This is a genomic window from Streptomyces sp. NBC_00029, from assembly GCF_045160505.1.
Taxonomy (GTDB): Bacteria; Actinomycetota; Actinomycetes; order Streptomycetales; family Streptomycetaceae; genus Streptomyces.
In genome coordinates, this window is the sequence record NZ_CP108292.1 from 1,244,988 (window position 1) to 1,265,788 (window position 20,801).

Sequence of the window (20,801 nt, forward strand, 5' to 3'; positions counted from 1 at the left end):
CTGAAGCTTGCTCGAGGTCGTAGCGTGCCACTCACGTGATCAGCCGACGAAGGGAACCTCCCCGTGATCCTCGTGACCGGAGCCACCGGCAACATAGGCCGTGCCCTGCTGAAGGAGCTGCACGCACGCGGTGCCGGGCCGCTCAGAGGGCTTACCCGGGATATCGCACGAGCCGACTTCCCCGAAGGAGTCGAGGCCCTGGAGGGCGACTTCGCCGATCCGGCATCGTTGAAGCCCGCGCTGGAAGGGGTGCGGTCGCTGTTTCTCGTCTCGCGTCTGGGCTCCGACGCCGACATCCTCGAGGCCGCCCGCACGGCGGGTGTGGAGCACGTCGTCCTGGTGTCCTCCATCACCGTTCACACCCACCCGCACCTCGGCCCGGCCAGCGAGAACCTGGCGGTGGAGCAACTGCTCAAGGCGAGCGGTATGGCCTGGACGATCCTGCGGCCCACGCAGTTCGCCTCGAACGCACTGATGTGGGCGGCCATCGTCCGTGGCCGCGCGACCGTCCGTGCGCCGTTCGCCGGGACCGCGCTGCCGACCATCCACCCTGCGGACATCGCTGCAGTGGCCCGGGTGGCACTGACCGAACCCGGCCACCACGGACGCACCTACGCCTTGACCGGTCCGGAGCCGGTCACCGCCCGGCAACAGGTCGAGGCCATCGCGGCAGCACTGGGCCGGGAGGTGCCCTTCGCCGAAATCAGCCGCGGGCAGGCTCACGCACAGATGGCCGCGGTGTTCGGGGCCGATGCAGCGGACGCGGTGCTCGACGTCACGGGTGGAGACGTCAACGACGAGCTGCTGATGGTGCGCGACACGGTTTCACGGATCACCGGAACGCCGGCCCGCCCGTTCCGGCAGTGGGCCTCTGAGAACGCCGGCGCCTTCCGCTGAATCTCCCGGCCGTGCGCGTTCGTCCGCAAACAGGTGTGCATCGCGTGCATCGCGTGCCTGTTCATGAGGACGCACCGGCGGACGGGGGCGGTGACTTCACCGTTCACCGGGGCCTGTGGGTACTGGGCCGCCGTCCTCGACCCCGAACACGCCGAACACCCCGAAGCGGGCCTCGGTGACCGCGATCGCGTCGTGATCAGGCTTCCTCGTCCGCGAGCTGGGCTGCCAGTTCAATCACCAGCTCAAAGACGGAGGCGAGCTCTTCCACGTGACGAACGACGGCGTTCCAGGCGTCCTGCAACGCCTCCTCCAGCCATCTGATGCGGTCGTTCAAGGCCTGCACCCGGCCTGCAAGTTCGAGGAGTTCACGACGGCTTCGGCCCAGCGCGGAATAGGCCTTGGTACTGCGTGTCGTGAGCGTCGCAACCATCTCGTCGTGCCGATGACGGGCAGCCGAAATCTCGGCCGTGAGTTCTTCGGCACGCCGTTCGGCGGCCGCCAGCCGGGCTCGGAGTTCCCCCGACTGTTCCTGCGCTTCTGCCAGTTGAAGGCGCAGCCGTCCCCGGTCGCGCCCTCGCACCCACCCGGTGTAGAGGCGCTGCGTGATGGCGATCTCCGCCTCGGCCTCCGCAACGGTCAACTCGTATGGGAGGCTTGTCCGTTCGGGGCGAGTGGACTCAAGGCCCCTCCCCCTCCTTGCCCGCAACACGGCAAGGATGTGAAGGCCTCTGATCACCTCCGGCCGAGTACTGCGCTTGCCGGAGAGCATCTTCGACAGGTCCGGCACGCTGGCGAACATCGAGGGCGTCCGCTCGAGGTGCGCCAGGTCGGCCAGCCCGTTGCTGACCTCGGCGAGGGTGTCCCCGGCGGCAGTGGCCACCGTTCGCAGCCGTTCGAGGAACTGCCGCTCACCCGGGGAGAACGTCGGGTCGAGGGGTGCCATCGAGCGCCCGCGCCGGTTGCCCCCCTCCTCGCTCTCGCTCACGTGCCCTCCCCTGTGCCGTGGCGCCGCGCCTTCTTGCCCGAGGCGGCAACTTGCCTCTCCTGGGAAATGTCCCCGCCCCTGTTTGTTGCCCCTGGTGGCACAAATCCTCACCCTGCATCTTCCCAGGAGGAGCACCGACAAAGTGCCGGACCGGGAGGAACCACCATGCTGAAAAGGAGCATCCGCAGCGCCGAGAACCGCAAGGTCCGGGCTCGCCCGAGGCAAGTGAGCGCGCGTTCGGTGGAGCTGATCGCCCTGCTTGTCCTCATCGCGCTTGCCACCGTGGTGTACATGGTGGCCGGGTCGACAGGGTTTTCCGTGATCACGAGTGCCGGTGGCGGGCTCTTCGCCACGTGGCGGGCCGGTGAGGCGCGGTCCGCGCAGCGGTACACCGCCCAGGACGTTGCCCATGAGGAGGCTGCACGCCCGCCCCGGGCGTCAGGGCGGACGAGCGGCGGACCTGCCCCGCATTCGCCGTGACAACGGGCTTGCCGGCCGCTGCCGGTCGTGGCGGCCGGCCAGGCCGGTCCTCCTCACCCGCGGCCGCCGCGGTCGGGTTCGAGCTCCCGGAGCCGATCGAGCGCGGCCTCCGAAGAACATCGCCGACCGACGTCACGCACGGGCCCGCCCGGACACACCCCCTCATGACAGCTCTTCGGTCAATCAGCGAATGGAGCCCGGGACGATGCCGGAGTGTGTGACAGCAGCGGGAGTCACCGTCGGCGGACATCCGGTCGCGGTGGTGGGGCACGGCCTGATCCGGAGCCGATGTGACCAAGGACCCCGGTCATGGCCGACGACCCGCAATGGCCCGGCCCGGCCACCCACTGCCCACGGGCCGCGCCCAGGACGACTGGCCGGTCGGGACGACTTCCTCACAGGTCGTCCGCGTCCACGATCCGGACGATGACGCGCGTGGGCAGACGGGCGGAGTGGTCGAGGTCGTGTTCGGCATCGGCGATCCAACGGGGGCTGCGCGCGGGCAGCTCACCCGCCTCGCCCACGGGGATGCTGCCGGAGAGGTCGATCTCCGTCTCACGGATCAGGGCTCCCCCCTCCCCCAGGGTCTCGACGACCAGTCCAGGCAGGCTGACACCGAAGGGGCACTCGTCCTCAAGTGTCGAGTCCTGGTCCCGCCAGTCGTGCACAGCCAGATGGGCGGCCAGCAGCTGCTCGGGAGCACCGAATACGGCGCCGCCGGCGAGGTGCACACGCAGCCGGCTGTCGTACAGGTCGTGCAGGACATGGGCGCTGCTCGTGGTGACCGTGAGCTGTACTGCGGCGGTCTGCGTCGATTCGTCGATCACCTCGACCGGGAGCACCGAGTGCTTCCCGGGTGCGAGGCCGAAATCGGACTCGATCTCCTCCGCGTCCATAGCGGTGATCCGCAAGGTGATCTCCTCGGGCGAGAGCGGGCTCTCGCACTCCCACGAGCTGCTCTTCTCGGAGAGATGCCGGGGACGTTCGGACAACTTGGTCACGGTCTCCATCACAAGCCGTTTGTACTGGGGCGGGACCGGCGAGCCCGTGCGCCCGACGGCGAGCAGGAGGGCGGGCGCGTAGTCACCACCGCCGAAGCGGTCGGACCACTCCTCCCCATGGAACCGTGCCGTCCCGGAGAGCTCGATCTCCTGGTGGTGTTCCCACTCGCTGTAGGTCGTCGTGACCAGGTGCGCCTGGATCTCTTCGATCTGCCAACCCAGTGGGGACAGCGACAGTTCGTCCACGTCCAGGTCCAGCCGCTGCACCGTCTTGTCGTCGTCCACCGCTGTTGCCGCCCCCCCACAAGATCCGCGTTTCATGAGCCGGACCGGACCCGGCAGAGGGACAGTAGTGCCTGTTCGGGGCATCGGGTCGCTCGTTCTCGACGGACCCACCGCGAACACGATCCCCCGCGCCGAACACGCGCTGTACGAGGTGGTGCTGAGCCGTGGCCACGCGGACGACCGGATCACCGTGCCCGTCTCGGACCGGCCCGCCCCGGTCATGGGCTGCGGCCGGCTCTTCGCCTTCCGGGACGGCCACGTCATCGCGGACCCGTACGGTCGGACGGGCCGCTCTCCCGTGGTGTCCGCGGTTGTCAGCCCACTTGTGCCTTGCGGGCGTGCAGGACGTGGGCGTCCAAGGGAAGCGGTGTGCGGTCCAGCAGTTCCAGTCCGGCGTCGGCGAGGAGCCGGGCGTAGTGCTCGGCGCTGCGCTCGCGGCCGCCGACGTTGCACATCATGTGGAGGTCCCAGGCAGTGGCCAGTGACGGGGAACCGTCGGTGGGGAGGAGCCGTTCGACAATCAGCAGGTCGGCGTGGACGGGCATCGCCCGGGCGCAGTGGCGCAGGATCTCGCCGCATCGGTCGTCGTCCCAGTCGTGCAGGACGCGGGACAGTACGTACACGTCGCCGCCGTGGGGTACGTCGGCGAAGTCGCCGCTGAGGAAGTCGCAACGGGCCGCACAGCCCATGGCATCGAGCGAGCGGCGCGCGGCCTCGACCGCGTGGGGACGCTCCAGGAGCGCGCCGCGCAGGGTCGGGTGCGCGGCGAGGATGCGTCCGAGGAGCTCGCCGTTGCCGCCGGCCACGTCGACGACGGTGCCGGGGGTGCCGGCCCGGGCTGCGGCGGTGATCACGGGGTGGGTGGGGATCGGCTGGAACATCCGCGCGCTCGCCGCCATCGAGCGGTCGAACATGTCGGCGAGCGCGGGGTCGCCCGCGAAATGGTCGAAGTGGTTCTCGCCGAAGACGTGGTCGAAGGCAGGCCGGCCGGTCCGCACGGTGTGGTCGAGGGCCGCGAAGGAGCGGTAGAAGGGGCCCGCGTACATCAGGGCCAAGGGGCGCATCGTGTCATGTGAGTCGGCGCGGAGCAGGCGCCCGAGGGGGGTGAGGCGGAAGGCGTCCTGCTGCTCTTCGCCCGTCGCCACGACATCGAGCATGGTGAGGTAGCGCAGGAGGCTGCCGAGGCTTTCGGGGTGGGTGCCGGTACGGCGGGCGAGTTCGCGTGTACTGATGACTTCGGTGTCCATGGCCTCGGGCAGGCGCAGGCGTGCGAACGCGGCCAGGGCCTGCGTGGTCCACGCGCCGGTGAGGAGTTGGAGGAGCGTTTCGGCATGACGGTGCGTGCTGTGGCTCTCGTTGAGATGGGTGCCCAGGACGTCGCGGTGGTCGCCCTGTGCGTAGAGCTCGAGCCGCCGGTAGCCGCACGTCGTGCCGGCGGGGGTGGTGAAGTAGAGGACGGTGCCGTCCTCGTGCGTGTTGTACCCGCCGCCGTCGGGGCGGGCTCCGTGGCGGGTGAGCAGCGCGCACAGCCCGCGGAGCACCAGCGGGTCGGGGTGCTCCAGTTCGAAGGCCAGGTGGGCCTCGTGGCCGCGGACGCGCTCGTACGCGGCGAGCGGTTCGAGGTCCGAGTGTGCAGGGACGGTGAGGGCGAACACCTCCACTGTGCGCCGTTCACCTGTCGGGCCGTGGACGTGGGGGCGCAGGATACGGACGTTCAGTTCGGCCGCGTCGCGGCCGTGGCGCCGGGCGAGCCGTTCCCGTACGACCACGCTGGGGTGGGACGGAACATCGGGGTCCAGCCCGCAGTCGGCGAACTGACGGCGCAGGTGGTGCGGATCCGGCGGGAAGAGGAGCAGGCCGGCGTGGGCGAACCGGCAGTGCGCGGACAGGGATCGCAGTTCGGGGCCGTGCAGGCCGGGAAGCAGCAGGGGCAGCAGGGTGGCCGCGCTCTGGTGCTCGCGTACGAAGGCTGCCGCGGCCCGCAGTCGGGCCGTGTCGTCGGGAAGCATCGTTTCCTCGACGGGCGTGGCGGCGGCGATATCGACCGCGGCGGGTACTCGGGATCCGTCGGGGAGGGTCGTGGTCATCACGGAGGCGTCCTCGGGCCGGTGCCGGGTCGGAGACCGGGGCACGATGGGGCGTGGTGGCGGTGTGCGGGGCCGGCGTGGAGGGCGCGGCCCGGGGCGGAGCGGTGACTCAGACGCCGACGTAGTTCTCGGCGAACCAGAGCTGGTGTGTTCGGGAGGTGCGCAGCGAACGGAGGCGGGCGCGCCGCAGGGAGGCATGGAAGAACGATCCGCCCGAGTGTTCCTGGCCGGGGATCTCGTGCAGCAGTCCGGTCATCCAGTGGGTGAACTCCTGGGAGCGCCAGATGTGTGCCAGCACTCGGGCCGAGTAGCGGTCGAGTGCGGTGTCGTCCCCTCGGGCGAAGGCCTCGGTCAGGGCTCCTGCCAGGGACTCCGCTGCCAGAATCGCGAGGTTCGCTCCCTTCGCGGCGGCCGGTGCGGTCAGGCTGGCGGCGTCACCGGCGAGCAGGAGGGAGCCGTGGCGCAGTGGTTCGACGACGTCGCACGCCAGGTCGATGACGCCGCGCTCGGTGATCCTCCCCCTGCGCAGTGGGCCGTGCTCCACGGCTCGCATCCGCAGGTCGAGCTCGTCCCAGATCCGCTCATCGGACCAGGCGTCGGCGGGGGTGCCGCGTGGGCACTGGAGGTAGTAGCGCGTGATCTGCGGGCTGCGGGTCATGTGGCCGGCGAAGCCCCGGTCGTGGACGGCGTAGCCGACGGCGTCGAGGCTGGGTGGCGCTTCGGCGAGCAGGCCGAGCCAGCTCACCCCGTGGTCGTGGTGGTGGCGGACGGTGGCGGCTGGAAGCGAGCGGCGGGCCGCCCCGTGCCGGCCGTCGCAGCCGGCGACGTACCGGGCAGTCCATCGGGTGGGGCGGTCGTCGTCCGGTTCTCCGGTGATGACGTACGGCCGGGTGCTGTCGGCGTCGTGCACGGCCAGCGCCTCGGTGCGGAAACGAATCCTCCCGCCGGCATCGAGGTAGCGAGCCAGGAGGTCGGTGACAAGGTTCTGCTGCGGGTAGACGGTGTGCTGTTCACCGCGTCCGAGGGCGCCGTAGTCGAGGCGGAAGCTGCCCTCCTCGGTGCGGAACTCGCACGTGCCGTGGGTCCGTCCGTGGCGGTGCAGCCCGTCGGCGAGGCCGTGGCGGTCCAGGATCCGTACGGTGTTCGGCGCGAGGAAGCCGGCTCGCGCACGGGTCTGGACGTGCTGGCGGGTGGCGCGTTCAAGGACGACGCAGTCGATCCCGGCAGCGACCAGGAGATTGCCGAGCACCAAGCCTGCGGGGCCGGCGCCGAGTACGACCACGTCGGCCGATTTCTGTAACGCTTGGAATGTGCGGGTTTCTGTCATGGCGCGGAGATCATAAGCAGGCGAAATCCCACCGATGATCATCACTCATCCCGATGCACTAATAGAGCGAATATCACCGGGGCAGGATTCATCAAGTTGGGTGCAAGTGCTGTCCGTTGAAATGACCATCAGTCCGGCCGCATGTTTCGTTGTGCCCTTGTTCGCAGGAATGGGTTCTGGTCCAACTGCTTTACTGTGCACACACGCTGGGCGATGCGAAGGCCGCTCGGGAGGCGTGAGTCGAAGACGAATCTCTGAGGCGGCTGTACAAAGGCCCTGCACCGACTGACCTCTGCGCGGCTGTCGTCGACCGGCACCGGGTCGATGCGTAATGCGCTCGCCTGCAGGCATCCCCGCCTCTACTCTCGCAAGATCCGGAAGCAGTCCGGAAGAAGGGAGAGGGCGGGCAAGTATGGTCGGTCACGGCACGGTCAAGGCAATCAACGGACTGGCCGCGCGTTGGGCCGCGACACTGCCCGACGACGGCACGGTCATCGCCGCGGCCGGAGTGTGGCCGTTGATCGGTCTCCTCGCCGACGGGGCCGCCGGCCCCGCCCGCAGCGAACTCTCAGCAGCACTCGGTATCCCGGCGGGCGTCGCCGCAGCGGGAGCACGGGACCTGCTCTCCGCCATGCGTTCGACCCGTGGCCTGAGCACGGCGCTGGGACTGTGGACCCGCAAGAACCTGCCCGTCGAACCGGCCTGGCTGGACCGCCTGCCCGCCGACGTGCACGGGCAACTCACCGGCGACGCCGTCGGCGATCAGCAGCGCCTCGACGCCTGGGCAGACAGGTGCACGGACGGGCAGATAGCCGCGATGCCGATCACGGTGGACGACGAGACCCTGCTCGTGTCAGCGAGCGCCATGGCCCTCCGCACCGACTGGATCCGGCCCTTTACCGCGGGTCGGATGGCAGCCGAGTCAGGGCCCTGGCACGGCAAGGACCTGGCCGGCCTGCACCGCAGCAGCAGTCTGCTGAACCGGATCGGCGTCGCGGACTCGGCAAGCGGCCCCCTCACCGAGCTTCAGGTCATCGGCGCCCACGGCATCGACGTTCACCTGTACCTCGGAACACCTGAAGCCACCGCAGGCCAGGTACTGACTGCCGCCGTGGCCACACTCCACGACCGCCGGGCCGTGGTACCCGGGGATCACCTCCCTTACGGCGCCCCGGGCCCCGGGCTGTCCGTGAACCGCGTCCCCAGCGAGGACGGCAGCCCGATGCTCCGCGTGTCCACCGTGCCGTTCACCGTCAACGCCTCCCACAACCTGCTCGACCGTGCCGACCTGTTCGGCCTGCGCGCGGCGAAGGACGCCTCGCAGGGCCACTTCCCCGGCATCAGTGCCGAACCGCTGGCCATCCGGCAAGCCGTGCAGACGATGACGGCCACCTTCGGGGCGCACGGCTTCCGCTCCGCAGCCGTCACCGCCTTCTCCGCACGTGCCGGCGGCGCCCCGTACCACCCCTTCCGGGCTCGCGAGATCTCAGTCCGTTTCGACCGTCCCTTCGGGTTCCTCGCCCTGCACCGCACGTCTCGGCTCGTCCTCAACGCAGGCTGGGTCACCGACCCCGACCCCTTCCGGGAAACCTCCTACGACTGGTGACCGGAGCGCGCCGGACTGGACCGGACTGGACCGGACCGGACTCGAGGGAGCGGGCCTCACGAGCTGACAGGCTCCCCGGCTGACGAGCTCAGGCGTCGATGTCCAGGTCGAAGGCCGTCTGGACGTCGACGCAGACGACCTCTCCGGAGGCGGACCGGCCCACCCACACCGGGTAGACGCCGTCGCCCCCCGTGCAGAAGACCGCCAGGTCCGCGCCCAGGTCGCCGCCGTCGAGATGCATGCCGGCTACGGAATCCGTGAGCTTGTCGGCCTCCGGGGAACCGCGCCAGTTCGACCGCTCCAGCTGGTCCCGCAGGTCCTGCCAGACCCCGGCATCGCCGAAGGCGCCCGTTGCCCCGTCCGTGTCGAAGCCGAATGCCTCTCCGGAACGGAGCCGGAGCGTGTCGTCACGCGGCCCGAGCGCCATCTCCCAGACCGCCACGGGGGCGTCGCCGATCTGCATCCGGACGGCCAGGACGTCCTCGTAGGACCCGTACCCCTGATCCGCGACCTCGACCAGGGCCGCCTTCACCCGGTACGTGCCCGGCGGCACGGCCACCGTGATCCTCGGCTCCCTGTCCCAGCTCTGCGGGCAGGCCACCGCCAGCACCCCGCTCGGCACACGTACGCTGCCGCACGGGACCGGATCGAGGACCGTCAGCCCGGGGATATGGGTACCGGGCCGGAAAACCCGGTCGAAGTCGGTGGACCCGAGCAGCCGGGAGGGCTCCCGGCGCCAGCCGGACGCCTCGGAGACCAGCTGTGCGGCGACCCAGTCCGGCAGTGCGTCCGCGACCGGGAGTCCCGGCCAGTCGTCGAAGCCCGGACGGGCCGTCCAGAGGTCCTCATCGGCCACCGCCACCTCGGCCTCCAGGGAGGCACCGCGCATGCCCTCGGGCTGGTGCGAGATGCGCGCGGTTCCGTCGGCGGCCAGGTCCACCGACGTCCGGGGAGCGTCCACATCGAACTCCGCCGTCCGCCCGTCCTGGTACTGCCGCACGAGCAGGCTCCGTATCAGCAGCCGCCGCTCGTCGGTGAGCAGCCGCAGCTCGGTCTCGGCGGTCCGGCGGCCGTGCTCGTCGTACGCCCAGGTGTCGAGGACCCCGGCCTGCCACGCCACCATCCTTACCCCGAGCGGGACTTCGCGACCCGGTGCGCGATGGACCACCACGTACGGAAGGCCGGCGGCATCGCGGGCACGTGCCTCCCCGGGGGACAGCTCGCGGCCACCGGTCCGGGACGCCGCGTCCCAGGACTCCGCGAACGTCACCGTCATGCACGTCGCCTCAGGCATCGGCGGTGACTCCGTCCCGCTCCGGGAGCAGCTCGGGCATCCCTTCCACCAGCACCACGACGGCGACCACCTGGCCGGCGTCGGAACGGCCGACCCACACGGGGTGGGTACCGTCCCCGGTCGTGGCGAAGGCCATGAGTTCGCCGCCGGAAGCCTCGTCCCAGGTGCGCTGCATGAACATGGAGCTGTCGTCGAGGCCCTCGAAACCGTCCAGGTCCGGCTCCCCCCGGATCAGCCCCCGCTCGAAGAGGGTGATGAGCGGCTCCCAGGCCCCGGCGTCGGCGAAGCAGCCGGTGGCGCCGTCGGTGGAGAAGCCGGCTATCTGGTCCTCGATGAACAGCCGGGGATCGTCGTCCGGACCGAGGGCCATCTCCCAGGTCGCCGCGGGGGTCTCGCTGACGCGGAGGCGGACGGCCGTGGGTGCCGTGGTCGTGACCTCGGCGTCATCCCACATGCAGTGGTAGCTGTAGCGGACCCGCGCCTCGTCGAGTACGTACGTTCCGGGCGGGACGGGGACCGTGATGTGCGGCCCGTCGCTGTGGTCGATGTCAGGGCCGGAGACGGCCAGCAGCCCGCTGGGCACGCGCAGGGTGCCGACCTGGCTCGCCTCCACGACGGTCATCTCGGGGTGGTAGCCGTCGGTCACGCGGACCCCGGGCCGGAACAGTTCGTTGATCGGCCCGGGCTGCGCGGGGCGCGGCGGACGCCAGCAGGTGGCGGGGGCGTCTGTGCCACCGGACTCGGCCGCCTCGGCCGCCTCGACTGCCCCGGCGACCTCTGCCGCCGCCTCGAAGGCCGGCGGCTCAGTGAGCCCGTGCATCCGGGCCGAGAGCAGCGGCCACTCCCCGAAGGCCGGGCGGTCCGTCCAGCGCTCGTCCTCGCTGAGGCGAGGAGAGGTGACGTACGAACCCCCGCCCTTCCCCCGGGACTCCTCCGTCCGCCGGCCCCTCCCGTCCGGGAAGAGGTCCACGGTGATGCGCGGGCACGCCTCGTCGAACTCCGGCATCTCCGGGCCGGTGTACTTCCAGTCGACGGTGTACCGGCGCATGAGCCGCGCCGGGTCGTCCAGCAGCCGCATGTCCAGGTCGTAGGTGCGGCGGCCCTGGGCGTCGTAGACCCACAGCCCGACGTAGCGGTCGCGCCAGGAGACGAGCCGGACCTCCAGCGGAGCCGGACGGCCCGGCTCCCGGTACACCACCACGTACGGAAGCCCGGCGGCATCCCGCTCGCCGGCCTCTCCTGCGGATATCGGCCGCCAGGGCGCACGGGCCTTGAGATCCCACGCCTGTGCGTACCCCACCTCGACGACCATGGCCGCTCCCTGCTCCTGTGTACTCGCCCTGCCTGTGTGCTGAGCTGCAAGGTATCCGCCGGCTGTGACAACGGCCCTACCTGGCCCGGTATCGGGCCGGCCGGGCCAGCGGGCATCCGGCTCCAGCGGCGCGGAGTTCCTCGACGGAAGTCGTCCGGAAAGCGTCGGGGCCTCGTCGAGGCAACCCGCTTCCGTGCAGCGGCGTCCAACTCCGTAGCGGACGGTTGCACATCACCCGGGAGGACACGTGGCGACGAAGGACGAGACGACGGACGCGGCGGGGGAGAAGGACCGCGAAAGGTGGATGGCGCGCTTCCAAGTACGGCTGGCCACGCAGCCGGGCGTGGACCGCGCCGTCGTCCTGCAGGCGGTCAAGGAGGTCACGGCGCACTGCGCGGAAACGGGAGAGCACCCGCGGACTGCCTTCGGTGACCCGGACGCCCATGCCGTAGAGGCCGCAGCGCGACTGGTGCCGGCCGAGCAGGCGGAGCGCGCGAGGCGGCACGGCGCTGTGGTGAACAGGCTCGACTCCGTGCTGAAGAGGGCCCGGGACGTCGCCGGGCTGTGAGCGGTCGAAGCGGCTTCTGACACACGGCTCGGTGCACGGGTTCGTTCCGACAGGGCTTCCAGCCGTCGAAACGCGGCCGGCGACGCAGTCGGCGGGCGGAGCGGCGGAGTCGGTGACCGATCCGGCTGCGCGCGTCCTGCTGGTGACGGGCGGCGCCTTCAGTTCCGGACGCGCGTGCCGGCGGCGAGCACGCCCACCGCAGTGGCGATGCCCAGCCCCCAGGCCACGGCCGTACCCACACTGCCCAAGGCCACCGGACTCCCCAGCATCCAGCCGTACAGCACGGGCGCGTAGAGCAGCAGAACGGCGGTCGGCAGCGGCACCACCACGGCGAACACCTCGGTGCAGCCGAACGGTTGGACACGGCCGCCGGGGACGGACAGGGCCCGCTTCACCAACCGGTACATGCGGGCCGACGCCAGCAGCGCCATCACCGCGAGCCCCGCGGGGTACCACCGGCCGCCGGCCATCCAAGCCGCCAGATAGTCCATCCTCCGCATTATGCCGGGCGAAGCGCTTTCGGAGAGCGGGTGCTGGAGGGCGTCGACGGCTGGACGGTGGCCGATGCCCACAGCGGCGGGCGCAGCAGGCGGGCATCGAGGGCATGTGCGGCGTTCACGCCACGGTGAAGCGGTGCGGGAGCCGGGGTCAGCAGGAGGGCAGAGAGGCCTTGGTGGTGTCGACGTAGACGGCTGGGATGTATTCGCCGGTCGACATGCGGTACCACAATCCGTTGCGCTCGGCCGGGCCCTCGTACGCGCCCAGCGAGATGCGGCGCCCGACGACCTGGCACAGCACGACGATGTCCTGGCCGATGTCATAACCGTGTCCAGTGGCCGACCCCCGGCCGTCGTCGCTGTCCGTGTAGTCGGCATAGGCCTGTACGAGGGTCGTTCCGCGGTTGTCGGACCAGGCGATGCGCGAGAGGTACCAACCGGGCTTCGAGTCAGTTGTCGGGTCCACGGCCGGCTGCCTCAGCTTCGGAGACGATTCCTTTGGAGTCCGCGTAGCAGGTGTGGTGTTGCCTCCGTCTCCCGCGCCGGCGGAGGTGCGGGTGCCGGGCCGGCTCGGTGCGGACGAGCCCGAGTTGCTGACCTGTGGGGCCGCCCCGGCCGACTTCCCCTCGCCCTTCGCGGCGCCGAAGCCCTGGAGAACCAGAATCCCGCCTCCGACGGCGACCACGACAACGACCGCTGCGGCTAAGGCCAGGAGACGCTTCCGTCTCCTCTGCCCCGCTGCGTGTTCGACCGTCGATCCCTCAGTAGTAACGCCGTTGGCCAACTGTCGCATGGCCTCCTTGTCCGTCGTGGCCTCGACCGTCTCCCCCACCGCGTCCTCGGTGTCGACGGGCGTGGGCCCGAGGTAGTGGTCGCCCGGATCCCCTCCACACCGGCGGTAGCCCTCGGCCCAGAGACGCACCAGCTCCTCGGTGCCCGGGATGCCTTTGACTTTTGCGCACACTCGTACGAAGGAATTGACCTGCTCCCACTTCGGTCGTTTGTTCACCCCCTCACCGACAAGGCCGTGGAAGGTTCCTACCGAGAATCCGTCGAGCTCCGGCATGTCTGCGGCTATCACTGCGCTCTCACGCGCCAGAACCGCGAAGCTCGTCACCTTTCCGCTCTTCCGTAGGGCGTTCAGGGCCACCCGGTACTGGTCCCAGCGCCGGGCCGCGCCCAGCAGTTCGCGCCATGTTCCCAATGTGCGCCGCTCCTTTGCGACTTGGCCGAAGTCCAAGCATCCCCTACAGGGGGTGTCGTCCCATTCAGTTCCCTGCACATCAGGAGGTCGATTCTGTTCAGGAACGTTCAGTCGCACCTCTCACCTGCATGAACGCACTGAACGACGGCCATGAAGATCCTTGGTTTTCCAAGATTCTTTTGGGCGTCGAACTACTTGGAGGACCGGTCGCGGGCCGAGTTGTCTGAACTCAGGCCGCCACGCGGGCGGCACCCCCTCCCTATCGGAGGGGGGCAGAGAAGGACGGTTCACCACCCATGCCCAACCAGACAGTCAACCCGCCGGCCCCCACCCACACGCAGGGCCCCCCGGTCCCGGCGACGCCCCAGGGCGCGACGATGCCCGTCGAAACGGACGGACCTTCCCGGACCGAGAAGGTGATGGCGCTCGTGATCGCGATTCTGTGCGGGACCGTCGGCGCGCTCCTCGCCTTCCTCATCACCCGCCACCTGGAGGCGACCTCGCTCGTCGCCGTCGGCTCGTCCGGCCTCAGCTTCCTGGGCGTCACGGGGCTGGTGAGGTACATCGAGGAGAAGCTCGGCGTGCTGTAGCCCGCAACTGCCGACACGGCCGTGGTGCCGCCGCCCGGCACAGGGGCGCGGCACCACGGCCGCCGGCTTCGCCGATGGTTCGGGGGCGGCCGTGTCGCTGCCCGGACGGGCCGGCCGCACCCTGGGCGGGGAGCAGGAGCAGCGCGGCCTGGAGCGAAGCCGCTGGTGCGCTTCGGCTTCGTGGTCGCCGGAGCCCGGTCCGGGCGCGACGAGGTGGCAGGACGATGCGGTGTCGCTGGTGCGGAAGCCGAGTCGGTGTGCCGGACAGCCGCCGCCAGCCCGAGCCTCACCCCAGAAGCCTTGGAGGCCCTCCTCGCCACCCCCCGCACCGCCCGGGGCGCCGCGGCCAACCCGTCCCTCCCCGCCTCCCGCACGCACGCACTCCTCGACCGCTGCCTGGACGGCGCAGCGGTCAGGCGCGGCCCAGCAGCGCCACGCCCGCGGCGGTGTCTTCCCGGGCGGTGAAGAAGTCGACGAACGCGGCGACGAACTCCTCCTCGCTGACCCGCCCGTCACCGTCCACGTCCAGTTGCCGGAAGGCATCGTTCAGCTCGGCGGGGTGGACACGCGGGCCCCCGAACAGCACGCGGTACTCGTCCGCGCACAGATATCCGCTGCCGTCGGTGTCGACGGTCCGGAACAGGGCGCGTACCGCCGGCCCCAGGCCCTGGTCGAGGTAATCGGCGTCCCGGTCGATGCCGCCCAGCATCGCGGAGACGAACTCGGCGCACTCCACCGCGCCGTCGCCGTCCGCGTCCATGCCCTCGCGCAGTTGCTTCCACCAGGACTCGAAGGCGGCGTAGAGCCGGTCCTCGCGCTCGACGGGAAGCTCCAGCTGCCAGCACACGTTGTGGACCATCGCCTGGAGGTCGGCGGAGTCCACCCGCCCGTCACCGGTCTGGTCGAGTACCTGCCGGAAGAACGCCTCGAGCCGCGCCGGGCGGGAGTCGAAGGTGCGGGGCCGGGGCAGGCTCGGGGCGGCTGTGGACCGCCGGGAAGCGGGGCGCTGCCGACCGCCGGCGCCGCCGTCGTTGTCGTCGGACTGGGTGCGGTAGCGCATGCGGTCCGGCAGACGGGTCATCACCTGCCGCATACCGCGGTGCAGCGTCCAGGACAGGGCGGCGGCGGTACGGGTACGCGGCATGGCGAACCGCTCGTGCCACGCCCGCGGCAGGTCGGCGACGGTCAGGGTGGTCAGCACACCCGCGGCGACGGTGCGCAGCAGCGGCCAGGCGGGCCGGAGCCGCCCGAGCCTGCGGGGTGCGGGAGCCTCGCGCAGCATCTCGAAGAGCAGGTAGCGGACCTGGTCACCGAGCTCGAGGACCTCTCGCACGGTCCGGTCGACGTACGCCGGTACGTCGGCGGCGGTGGCCGGGAGGACCTCGCCGGGGATGCCGAGGGCCGCGCAGACCTCGGTGAACTCCGCGTACAGCACGTCGAGTTCGGCTGGTTCGAGCGGATCACCGGACAGCTCGCGCATGGCTGTCATGGCCTCGTACAGCGTCAGCATCACCCAGGCGCGGACCTCCGGGTCCTCGGCGGTGTAGGGGCGGCCGGCGTCGTCGGTGCCGCGGATCCGGCGGTGCGCGCGCTCCAGCCGGGCGATCTCGCGCTGCCGCTCCTCGGGCCCGGCGAAGAACAGCCGGCTGCCGCTGTCCATGGTGTGCTCGATCCGCCGCCAGGGGTGGGCCCGGTAGGTGGAGTAGCGGGCGGTGCCGGCCGCGACGGCCGGGTGCGCGGTCTGCAGGACGAGCAGCCGCCAGGCCACCAGCCCGATGCGCCATTCGCCGAGCGTCTGGCGCAACAGGCCGTCGGTGGCGGGTGAAGAGGTACGCGTCACGCGGTACTCCTGAAGGATGGAGGCCAACAGGAGCACAACGCCGCACATGCGGGGGAGGTTGCGAGGCGGGGCGGGGCGAGTCGAGGTGAGCCATCGAGGTGAGCCGCACCTCTGTCTACTCTCGCGTCATGAACGTGTTTCGCGGCGGTGGCGGCAAGTACCTGGAGATGACCAACGGCGGGACGGCGGTGTTCGTGGACGTGCTGATGCTCGCCGTGTCCGCACTGGCCCGCGAGCCGTGGCACTTCCGCTTCGCAGCGCTGCTGACGCTGCAGGACCAGAACATGATGGGGCGCGGGGCGGTTGGCTTCCGCCTGGCGGAGCTCGACTGGGGGGACACTCCGCAGGAGGCGGCTGCGGCCAAGGACTTCCTGCTGCGCGTCCTCGATCTGGCGCTGTCCCGCCACCGGTGGGAAGAGCTGACCTACGAGCCGCCCCGGGCGGAGGGGTACCTGCGCACGTACCGGGAGATGGTGGAGGAGTTCGACCCTGCGACGGCGAAGGCCGGCTCGTGCGTCATGCCGGGGCCGCAGGAGGCGGCGATGGCCTCGTGCGTACGTCACCGGGTGCTGGAGGCGCTCCCGTTCTGGGAGGCGTGCGTGTTCTGCACGGCCGGGGTCTGAGGGCCGCACCGCCTGGCCGGCCGGGGCGGTACTGGCCCGGGCGGGTGACGGTCGGGGAATGGGCGCGCGGCGGGGCAGGATTCTTGGGGTGAAAGGGATCCGTCAGAGGATTCCCCTGCCGAAGGAGCGTGCCGTGGCCCTGTCCCCCAGCGAACGTGAGCAGTTCCTCGCCGAGCCCCACGTCGCCGCGTTCGCGGTGACCGCGGGAGCGGACGGGGAAGACCGTGCTCCACTGACGGTCCCCATCTGGTACCAGTACGCGCCCGGCGGCGATGTCTGGATCATGACCGGCCGGGACTCGCGCAAGGCCGAACTGATCCGGGCCGCGGGCCGGTTCACCTTGATGGTGGACCGGCTGGAGCCCACGATCCGGTACGTGTCCGTCGAGGGACCGGTCATCTCGACCCTTCCGGCCGAGCGCGAGCAGCTGGTGGAGATCTCCGCCCGGTACCTGCCGGCGGACAAGGTCGACGGCTACGTCGACGCCGCCTGGAAGGAGCACGGTGAGCAGGTCGTGATCCACATGCGTCCGCAGCGGTGGGTGAGTTCGGACCTGGGCAGCCTTTGAGGAACCCCTTGAGGGCCTCTGAGGAACTCAGAGGCCCTCAAGGCTGCTGCCGCAGCAGTCCAGCAGTTTTCAGCGGCGTGTCCTTGGCCTTGGCCTTCGCCTCAGCCCTGCTTGATCGCGGAGATGTCGAACTCCAGGACGACCTTGTCGCCGACCAGCACGCCGCCGCCTTCCAGAGCCGCGTTCCAGGTCACGCCGAAGTCCTTGCGGGAAATGGTCAGCGATCCCTCCAGGCCGACCCGCAGGTTGCCGTAGGGGTCGACGGCGTTCCCCGTGTACTCGAAGTCGATGGTGAGGGGGCGGGTGGTGTCCTTGATGGTCAGGTCGCCGGTGACGCGGTATTCAGTGTCGGACTGCGGCTCGACCGAGGTGGTGCGGAAGGTGATGTCGGGGAAGTTGGGGGCGTCCAGGAAGTCGTTGGTGCGCAGGTGCTGGTCCCGCTGTTCGACTCCGGTGTCGATGCTCTCGGTCTTGATCACCAGCTGGGCGGTGGAGCGGGCCGGATCCTTACCGTCCAGGTGGGCGGTGCCCTCGAAGGCGTGGAACGCACCGCGGACCTTGGTCACCATGGCGTGGCGGGCGACGAAGCCGATCCGGGTGTGGGCGGGGTCGAGGACGTAGTCCCCGGTGAGCTCGTGGATGCCGAGGGTCATGGCTGGCGTTCCTCCGTGGGGCGGGATCCCGGCGGCGGTACGCCCGGATCGTGGCGGACCCACGCTAAGGCGCGACCCGCTCCCGGCCCGGCCGGACTCACGGGGCGGGCGCCAGAGTGCACTCTGTCCAGCGACCTCGGGGCCGCCGGTCTGCCGTTGCCGCGGCCCGCGCTCTCGCGTGGCCGGCGCTGATGCGAACCGGTCCCCGCCGCCGGTGCGCCGCCCACTCCCCCGTTGCGCCCGGCAGGTCGGCCGGATCTGTCACAGCGCCCGCCCACGCCACGCCGCGCCGCCGTCAGTCCCTGCAGCCGTACGCCGCGGCCAGCTCCGCCAGTCCTTCCGGGCCTCCGTCCGCGTCGCCACTGCCCTCGCCCGTGCGGGCGATCAGGAGCACCCGGGCGGGCACCCCTGCGGCCGCGTACGCGGAAAGCCGGTGGTGACCGTCAAGGACGGCGCCGACCAGCCAGCGCTCCTCGTGCCGGGCTTCCACGTACCGGTCGTCGATCCAGCCGAGGACCACGGCCGCGGGCCGCTCACCCGCCGCTATGGAGGCCGCATGCCGGGCGACGGCCGCCGGGTCGAGCGCTTCCGGTGGCTGCGAGGGCAGGAGGGCGCCGTACGTGAACGGCAACCGGGCGCCCGGAACGGGCGCGGTGAGCTGGAAGTGCGCGACGCCGGGCCAGTCGTCGTCGGGACGGTCGTCCTCGTACTCGTAGGTGTAGTCGTCGCCGTCCTCCTTCGCCCGTGCTGCCGCACGGCGGTACCACCACGACCGGGCCGGCTCGGCCACCCGTTCCAGGGGGAGGTCGAGCAGGAGCGCGCGGTAGTGACCGGTCTCCAGCTCGCCGAGTACGGGGCTCCATTCGGCGAGCAGTGCGGTGTCGAGCCGGTCCAGGCCGGCCAGCCGCCCGCGCATGCGGGCCGCGATCCGGGTCGCTGCGTCGTCCGGCCAGTCCAGCAGGGTCAGGCCCAGTTCGCATGTGTCGCACAACGAGCCGACCCGGTACAGCGGCTTTCCGTCGAACGTCAGGGACCGGTCCCAGCGCGGCCAGGAGGAGCCGGGCGACGGCGGGTCGAAGGCGACCCGGATCCGGCCCGCGCCCCCGTCGACGGAGAACCGGGCCCGCGCGCCGGACTCGACGACGAGGTCCCGCACCACGGACGTGCGCCCCGTGTGCTCGTCGGCCCAGGCGGCGCGTACGGCCGCCGCGTACGCCGCCCCGCGCGCCCGTTCCGGCAGGAGCGGGTCGCGTCCGGTGAGCCGCACGAGGGCGTGGTGGACGTCGTACACGCGTTCCTCGCCGCTGTCGGCCAGCCATCGCAGCAGGTGCGGTACGGCGGCGGGATCGTCCATGAGCTCAAGGGCGACGGCGAACGCGGTGTGGTCGGGGCCGGTCACCTCGGACAGCCGCCCGGCGATCGGCGCCGTCCACTCGCGGGCACCGAGGCGGCCGAGCGCGAGTGCGGCGCGGCCGCGCGGGGCGGCGGGGTCATCGAGGAGGGCCCCGAGGCGCGGTGCGAAGGACGGGTCGCCGCAGAGCCCCATGGCGTCGACGAGTGCGGGGGCCGGGACCCGGGACAGGGCCTGAGCCTGCTCCGCGTACGTGCGCAGGAGCTCGGCGGGCAGTCGGAGCCCGCGCGTCACGGCGGTCCCGAGCAGGTGCTGGCGGTCCTCGGCGGGGAACGCGGGCTCGGCGAACAACCGCAGCAGCACCGCGTCGCCCGGATCACCGAGAATCCGGAGCAGCCAGGCGAGGTAGGGGCGGAAGGCCGCCCGTTCCGCGTCCGATCGGTACAGCTCCTCGACCGCCTCGGCGAGAGGGCCGGGCCGGCCGGCGCTCAGTGCGTGGAGCGCGGTCCACGGGTCGTCGGCACGCAACGCGGCGCGCAGACGCGTCTGGACGGTGTCGTGATCCCCCATGGGGGAAGTATCGGCCACGGGACTGCTGCGGGAGGAGTACATCCGCGGTATCGGGTGTGGCATGCGGGGTGGGTGGGCACCATCGAGACGGCTGCGCACCGCGGCCCGTACGACCGATGGAGAAGGACGCAGATGGCAACAGGCATCGTGAAGTGGTTCAACTCGGAGAAGGGGTTCGGGTTCATCCAGCAGGACGACGGCGGCCCGGACGTGTTCGTGCACTTCTCCGCCATCCAGACGACGGGATTCAAGGAACTCGCCGAGGGTGCGAAGGTCGAGTACGACGTCACCCAGGGCCCCAAGGGACCGCAGGCCGAGCAAGTGGTGCCGATCGGCTGAGGTGGGCCGTACCCCGCCCTTGCATCACGGAGCCCCCCGACGGAGAGATCCGTCGGGGGGCTCCGTGTTGCACGGCGCGGTCGGCAGCGCGCGTGGTCGGTGCACGTGGTCGGTGCGCGTGGTCAGTGCGCCTGGCCGGCTGACGGGCCGGACGCGGGGGCGGACGCGGGGTCGAGCCACGCGCCGATGCCCGGCAGCGCCCCGGGGCCGTTGTCCCGCTCCACCGAGCCGACCAGGTCGGCGATGGTGACCCCCTGCAGCGACGCGCGCCAGGCGGCCTCGGCGGCGCCCATCACGCGGGCGATCCCGCACGGCTTCGTGCATGCCTCGGGCGGGGCTCCGAGCGGGCCGCGCCGGCGGATCTCGGTGCAGATGAACGCCGGGTCCGCGCCGTCGACGGCCAGCACCACGTCCAGGACGGTGATCTCGGAAGCGGGCCTGGTCAGCGCGTATCCGCCCGTCTTGCCCTGGACGGAGGCCACGAGGCCCGCCCGGGACAGGGCCTGCATCTGCTTGGCCAGGTAGCTCGGCGAGACGTCGTGCAGCAGCGCCAGACGGGCGGCGGGCACCGGCCGGCTCGCCGCGGTCAGCACCACGCAGCAGTGCAGCGCCCACTCGACGCCCCCGGACAGTTTCATGCGCCCTCCATTTGACTCGGATACAGCTTATCCGAGTAATATCTCAGACAAGAGTTGTCCGAGTTTGAGGCGGCCGAGCGAGAGAG

At 71.1% G+C, this 20,801-nt stretch carries 19 protein-coding genes; 7 read left to right on the top strand and 12 right to left on the bottom strand.

The features are described from left to right. The first annotated feature begins 63 nt into the window (after window positions 1-63). Window positions 64-897, top strand: coding sequence for an SDR family oxidoreductase (locus OG753_RS06210; protein WP_405787495.1), 834 nt, complete (start codon window positions 64-66; stop codon window positions 895-897). A gap of 196 nt (window positions 898-1,093) precedes the next feature. Here the strand turns inward: OG753_RS06210 and OG753_RS06215 are convergent, their stop codons facing one another. From OG753_RS06215 to OG753_RS06230, 4 genes are all read right to left on the bottom strand, one after another. Continuing rightward, entirely contained in the window at window positions 1,094-1,882 is a 789-nt protein-coding gene (locus OG753_RS06215; RefSeq protein WP_405787497.1) for a hypothetical protein, read from the bottom strand. Between the two features lie 875 nt (window positions 1,883-2,757). Continuing rightward, window positions 2,758-3,648 (bottom strand): hypothetical protein, encoded by an 891-nt coding sequence (locus tag OG753_RS06220; RefSeq protein WP_405787498.1) that lies wholly within the window; start codon window positions 3,646-3,648, stop codon window positions 2,758-2,760. Window positions 3,649-3,962: 314 nt separating this feature from the next. Beyond that, window positions 3,963-5,735, bottom strand: coding sequence for a methyltransferase (locus tag OG753_RS06225; RefSeq protein ID WP_405787500.1), 1,773 nt, complete (start codon window positions 5,733-5,735; stop codon window positions 3,963-3,965). Between the two features lie 109 nt (window positions 5,736-5,844). Then, window positions 5,845-7,062, bottom strand: a complete 1,218-nt coding sequence (locus OG753_RS06230) for a 4-hydroxybenzoate 3-monooxygenase (RefSeq protein ID WP_405787502.1) — start codon at window positions 7,060-7,062, stop codon at window positions 5,845-5,847. Between the two features lie 412 nt (window positions 7,063-7,474). Here OG753_RS06230 and OG753_RS06235 point away from each other — a divergent pair, with 412 nt between their 5' ends. Continuing rightward, on the top strand, window positions 7,475-8,668 hold the full coding sequence (locus OG753_RS06235) for a serpin family protein (protein WP_405787503.1): 1,194 nt from the start codon (window positions 7,475-7,477) through the stop codon (window positions 8,666-8,668). A gap of 88 nt (window positions 8,669-8,756) precedes the next feature. Here OG753_RS06235 and OG753_RS06240 read toward each other — a convergent pair whose 3' ends face one another. Both OG753_RS06240 and OG753_RS06245 read right to left on the bottom strand, forming a co-directional pair. Then, a complete protein-coding gene (locus OG753_RS06240; protein ID WP_405787505.1) occupies window positions 8,757-9,962 on the bottom strand; it encodes a DUF4241 domain-containing protein in 1,206 nt (401 codons plus the stop codon). After that, window positions 9,955-11,274: a DUF4241 domain-containing protein gene (locus tag OG753_RS06245; RefSeq protein ID WP_327260782.1), complete on the bottom strand. Its 1,320-nt coding sequence runs from the start codon at window positions 11,272-11,274 to the stop codon at window positions 9,955-9,957. Before OG753_RS06245 ends, OG753_RS06240 begins: the two co-directional genes overlap by 8 nt. A gap of 247 nt (window positions 11,275-11,521) precedes the next feature. Between OG753_RS06245 and OG753_RS06250 the strand changes: the two genes are divergently transcribed. Continuing rightward, entirely contained in the window at window positions 11,522-11,842 is a 321-nt protein-coding gene (locus tag OG753_RS06250; RefSeq protein WP_405787507.1) for a hypothetical protein, read from the top strand. 158 nt (window positions 11,843-12,000) lie between these two features. Here OG753_RS06250 and OG753_RS06255 read toward each other — a convergent pair whose 3' ends face one another. Next, a complete protein-coding gene (locus OG753_RS06255; protein WP_405787509.1) occupies window positions 12,001-12,333 on the bottom strand; it encodes a hypothetical protein in 333 nt (110 codons plus the stop codon). Window positions 12,334-12,490: 157 nt separating this feature from the next. After that, window positions 12,491-13,543, bottom strand: coding sequence for a hypothetical protein (locus OG753_RS06260; protein WP_405787510.1), 1,053 nt, complete (start codon window positions 13,541-13,543; stop codon window positions 12,491-12,493). 296 nt (window positions 13,544-13,839) lie between these two features. Between OG753_RS06260 and OG753_RS06265 the strand changes: the two genes are divergently transcribed. Next, window positions 13,840-14,133: a hypothetical protein gene (locus OG753_RS06265; protein WP_405787512.1), complete on the top strand. Its 294-nt coding sequence runs from the start codon at window positions 13,840-13,842 to the stop codon at window positions 14,131-14,133. A 412-nt stretch (window positions 14,134-14,545) separates the two neighbouring features. Here OG753_RS06265 and OG753_RS06270 read toward each other — a convergent pair whose 3' ends face one another. Then, the gene (locus tag OG753_RS06270; protein WP_327260787.1) at window positions 14,546-15,973 is read right to left on the bottom strand and encodes an oxygenase MpaB family protein; all 1,428 of its coding nucleotides are present in this window, start codon (window positions 15,971-15,973) and stop codon (window positions 14,546-14,548) included. A gap of 128 nt (window positions 15,974-16,101) precedes the next feature. On the opposite strand from OG753_RS06270, the gene OG753_RS06275 reads away from it, so the two are divergent. Together OG753_RS06275 and OG753_RS06280 are read left to right on the top strand one after the other, a co-directional pair. Beyond that, window positions 16,102-16,596: a hypothetical protein gene (locus tag OG753_RS06275; protein WP_405787514.1), complete on the top strand. Its 495-nt coding sequence runs from the start codon at window positions 16,102-16,104 to the stop codon at window positions 16,594-16,596. 133 nt (window positions 16,597-16,729) lie between these two features. Beyond that, complete coding sequence (locus OG753_RS06280; protein WP_405787515.1) at window positions 16,730-17,164, top strand: pyridoxamine 5'-phosphate oxidase family protein; 435 nt, start codon at window positions 16,730-16,732, stop codon at window positions 17,162-17,164. Between the two features lie 101 nt (window positions 17,165-17,265). On the opposite strand, the gene OG753_RS06285 is transcribed toward OG753_RS06280, so the two are convergent. Continuing rightward, the gene (locus OG753_RS06285) at window positions 17,266-17,817 is read right to left on the bottom strand and encodes a YceI family protein (RefSeq protein ID WP_327260790.1); all 552 of its coding nucleotides are present in this window, start codon (window positions 17,815-17,817) and stop codon (window positions 17,266-17,268) included. A 295-nt stretch (window positions 17,818-18,112) separates the two neighbouring features. Next, window positions 18,113-19,738: a hypothetical protein gene (locus tag OG753_RS06290; RefSeq protein WP_405787517.1), complete on the bottom strand. Its 1,626-nt coding sequence runs from the start codon at window positions 19,736-19,738 to the stop codon at window positions 18,113-18,115. A 132-nt stretch (window positions 19,739-19,870) separates the two neighbouring features. On the opposite strand from OG753_RS06290, the gene OG753_RS06295 reads away from it, so the two are divergent. Next, the gene (locus OG753_RS06295; protein ID WP_081524690.1) at window positions 19,871-20,077 is read left to right on the top strand and encodes a cold-shock protein; all 207 of its coding nucleotides are present in this window, start codon (window positions 19,871-19,873) and stop codon (window positions 20,075-20,077) included. Window positions 20,078-20,199: 122 nt separating this feature from the next. On the opposite strand, the gene OG753_RS06300 is transcribed toward OG753_RS06295, so the two are convergent. Further along, window positions 20,200-20,715, bottom strand: a complete 516-nt coding sequence (locus tag OG753_RS06300) for an RrF2 family transcriptional regulator (protein WP_405787520.1) — start codon at window positions 20,713-20,715, stop codon at window positions 20,200-20,202. Window positions 20,716-20,801 lie beyond the last annotated feature (86 nt).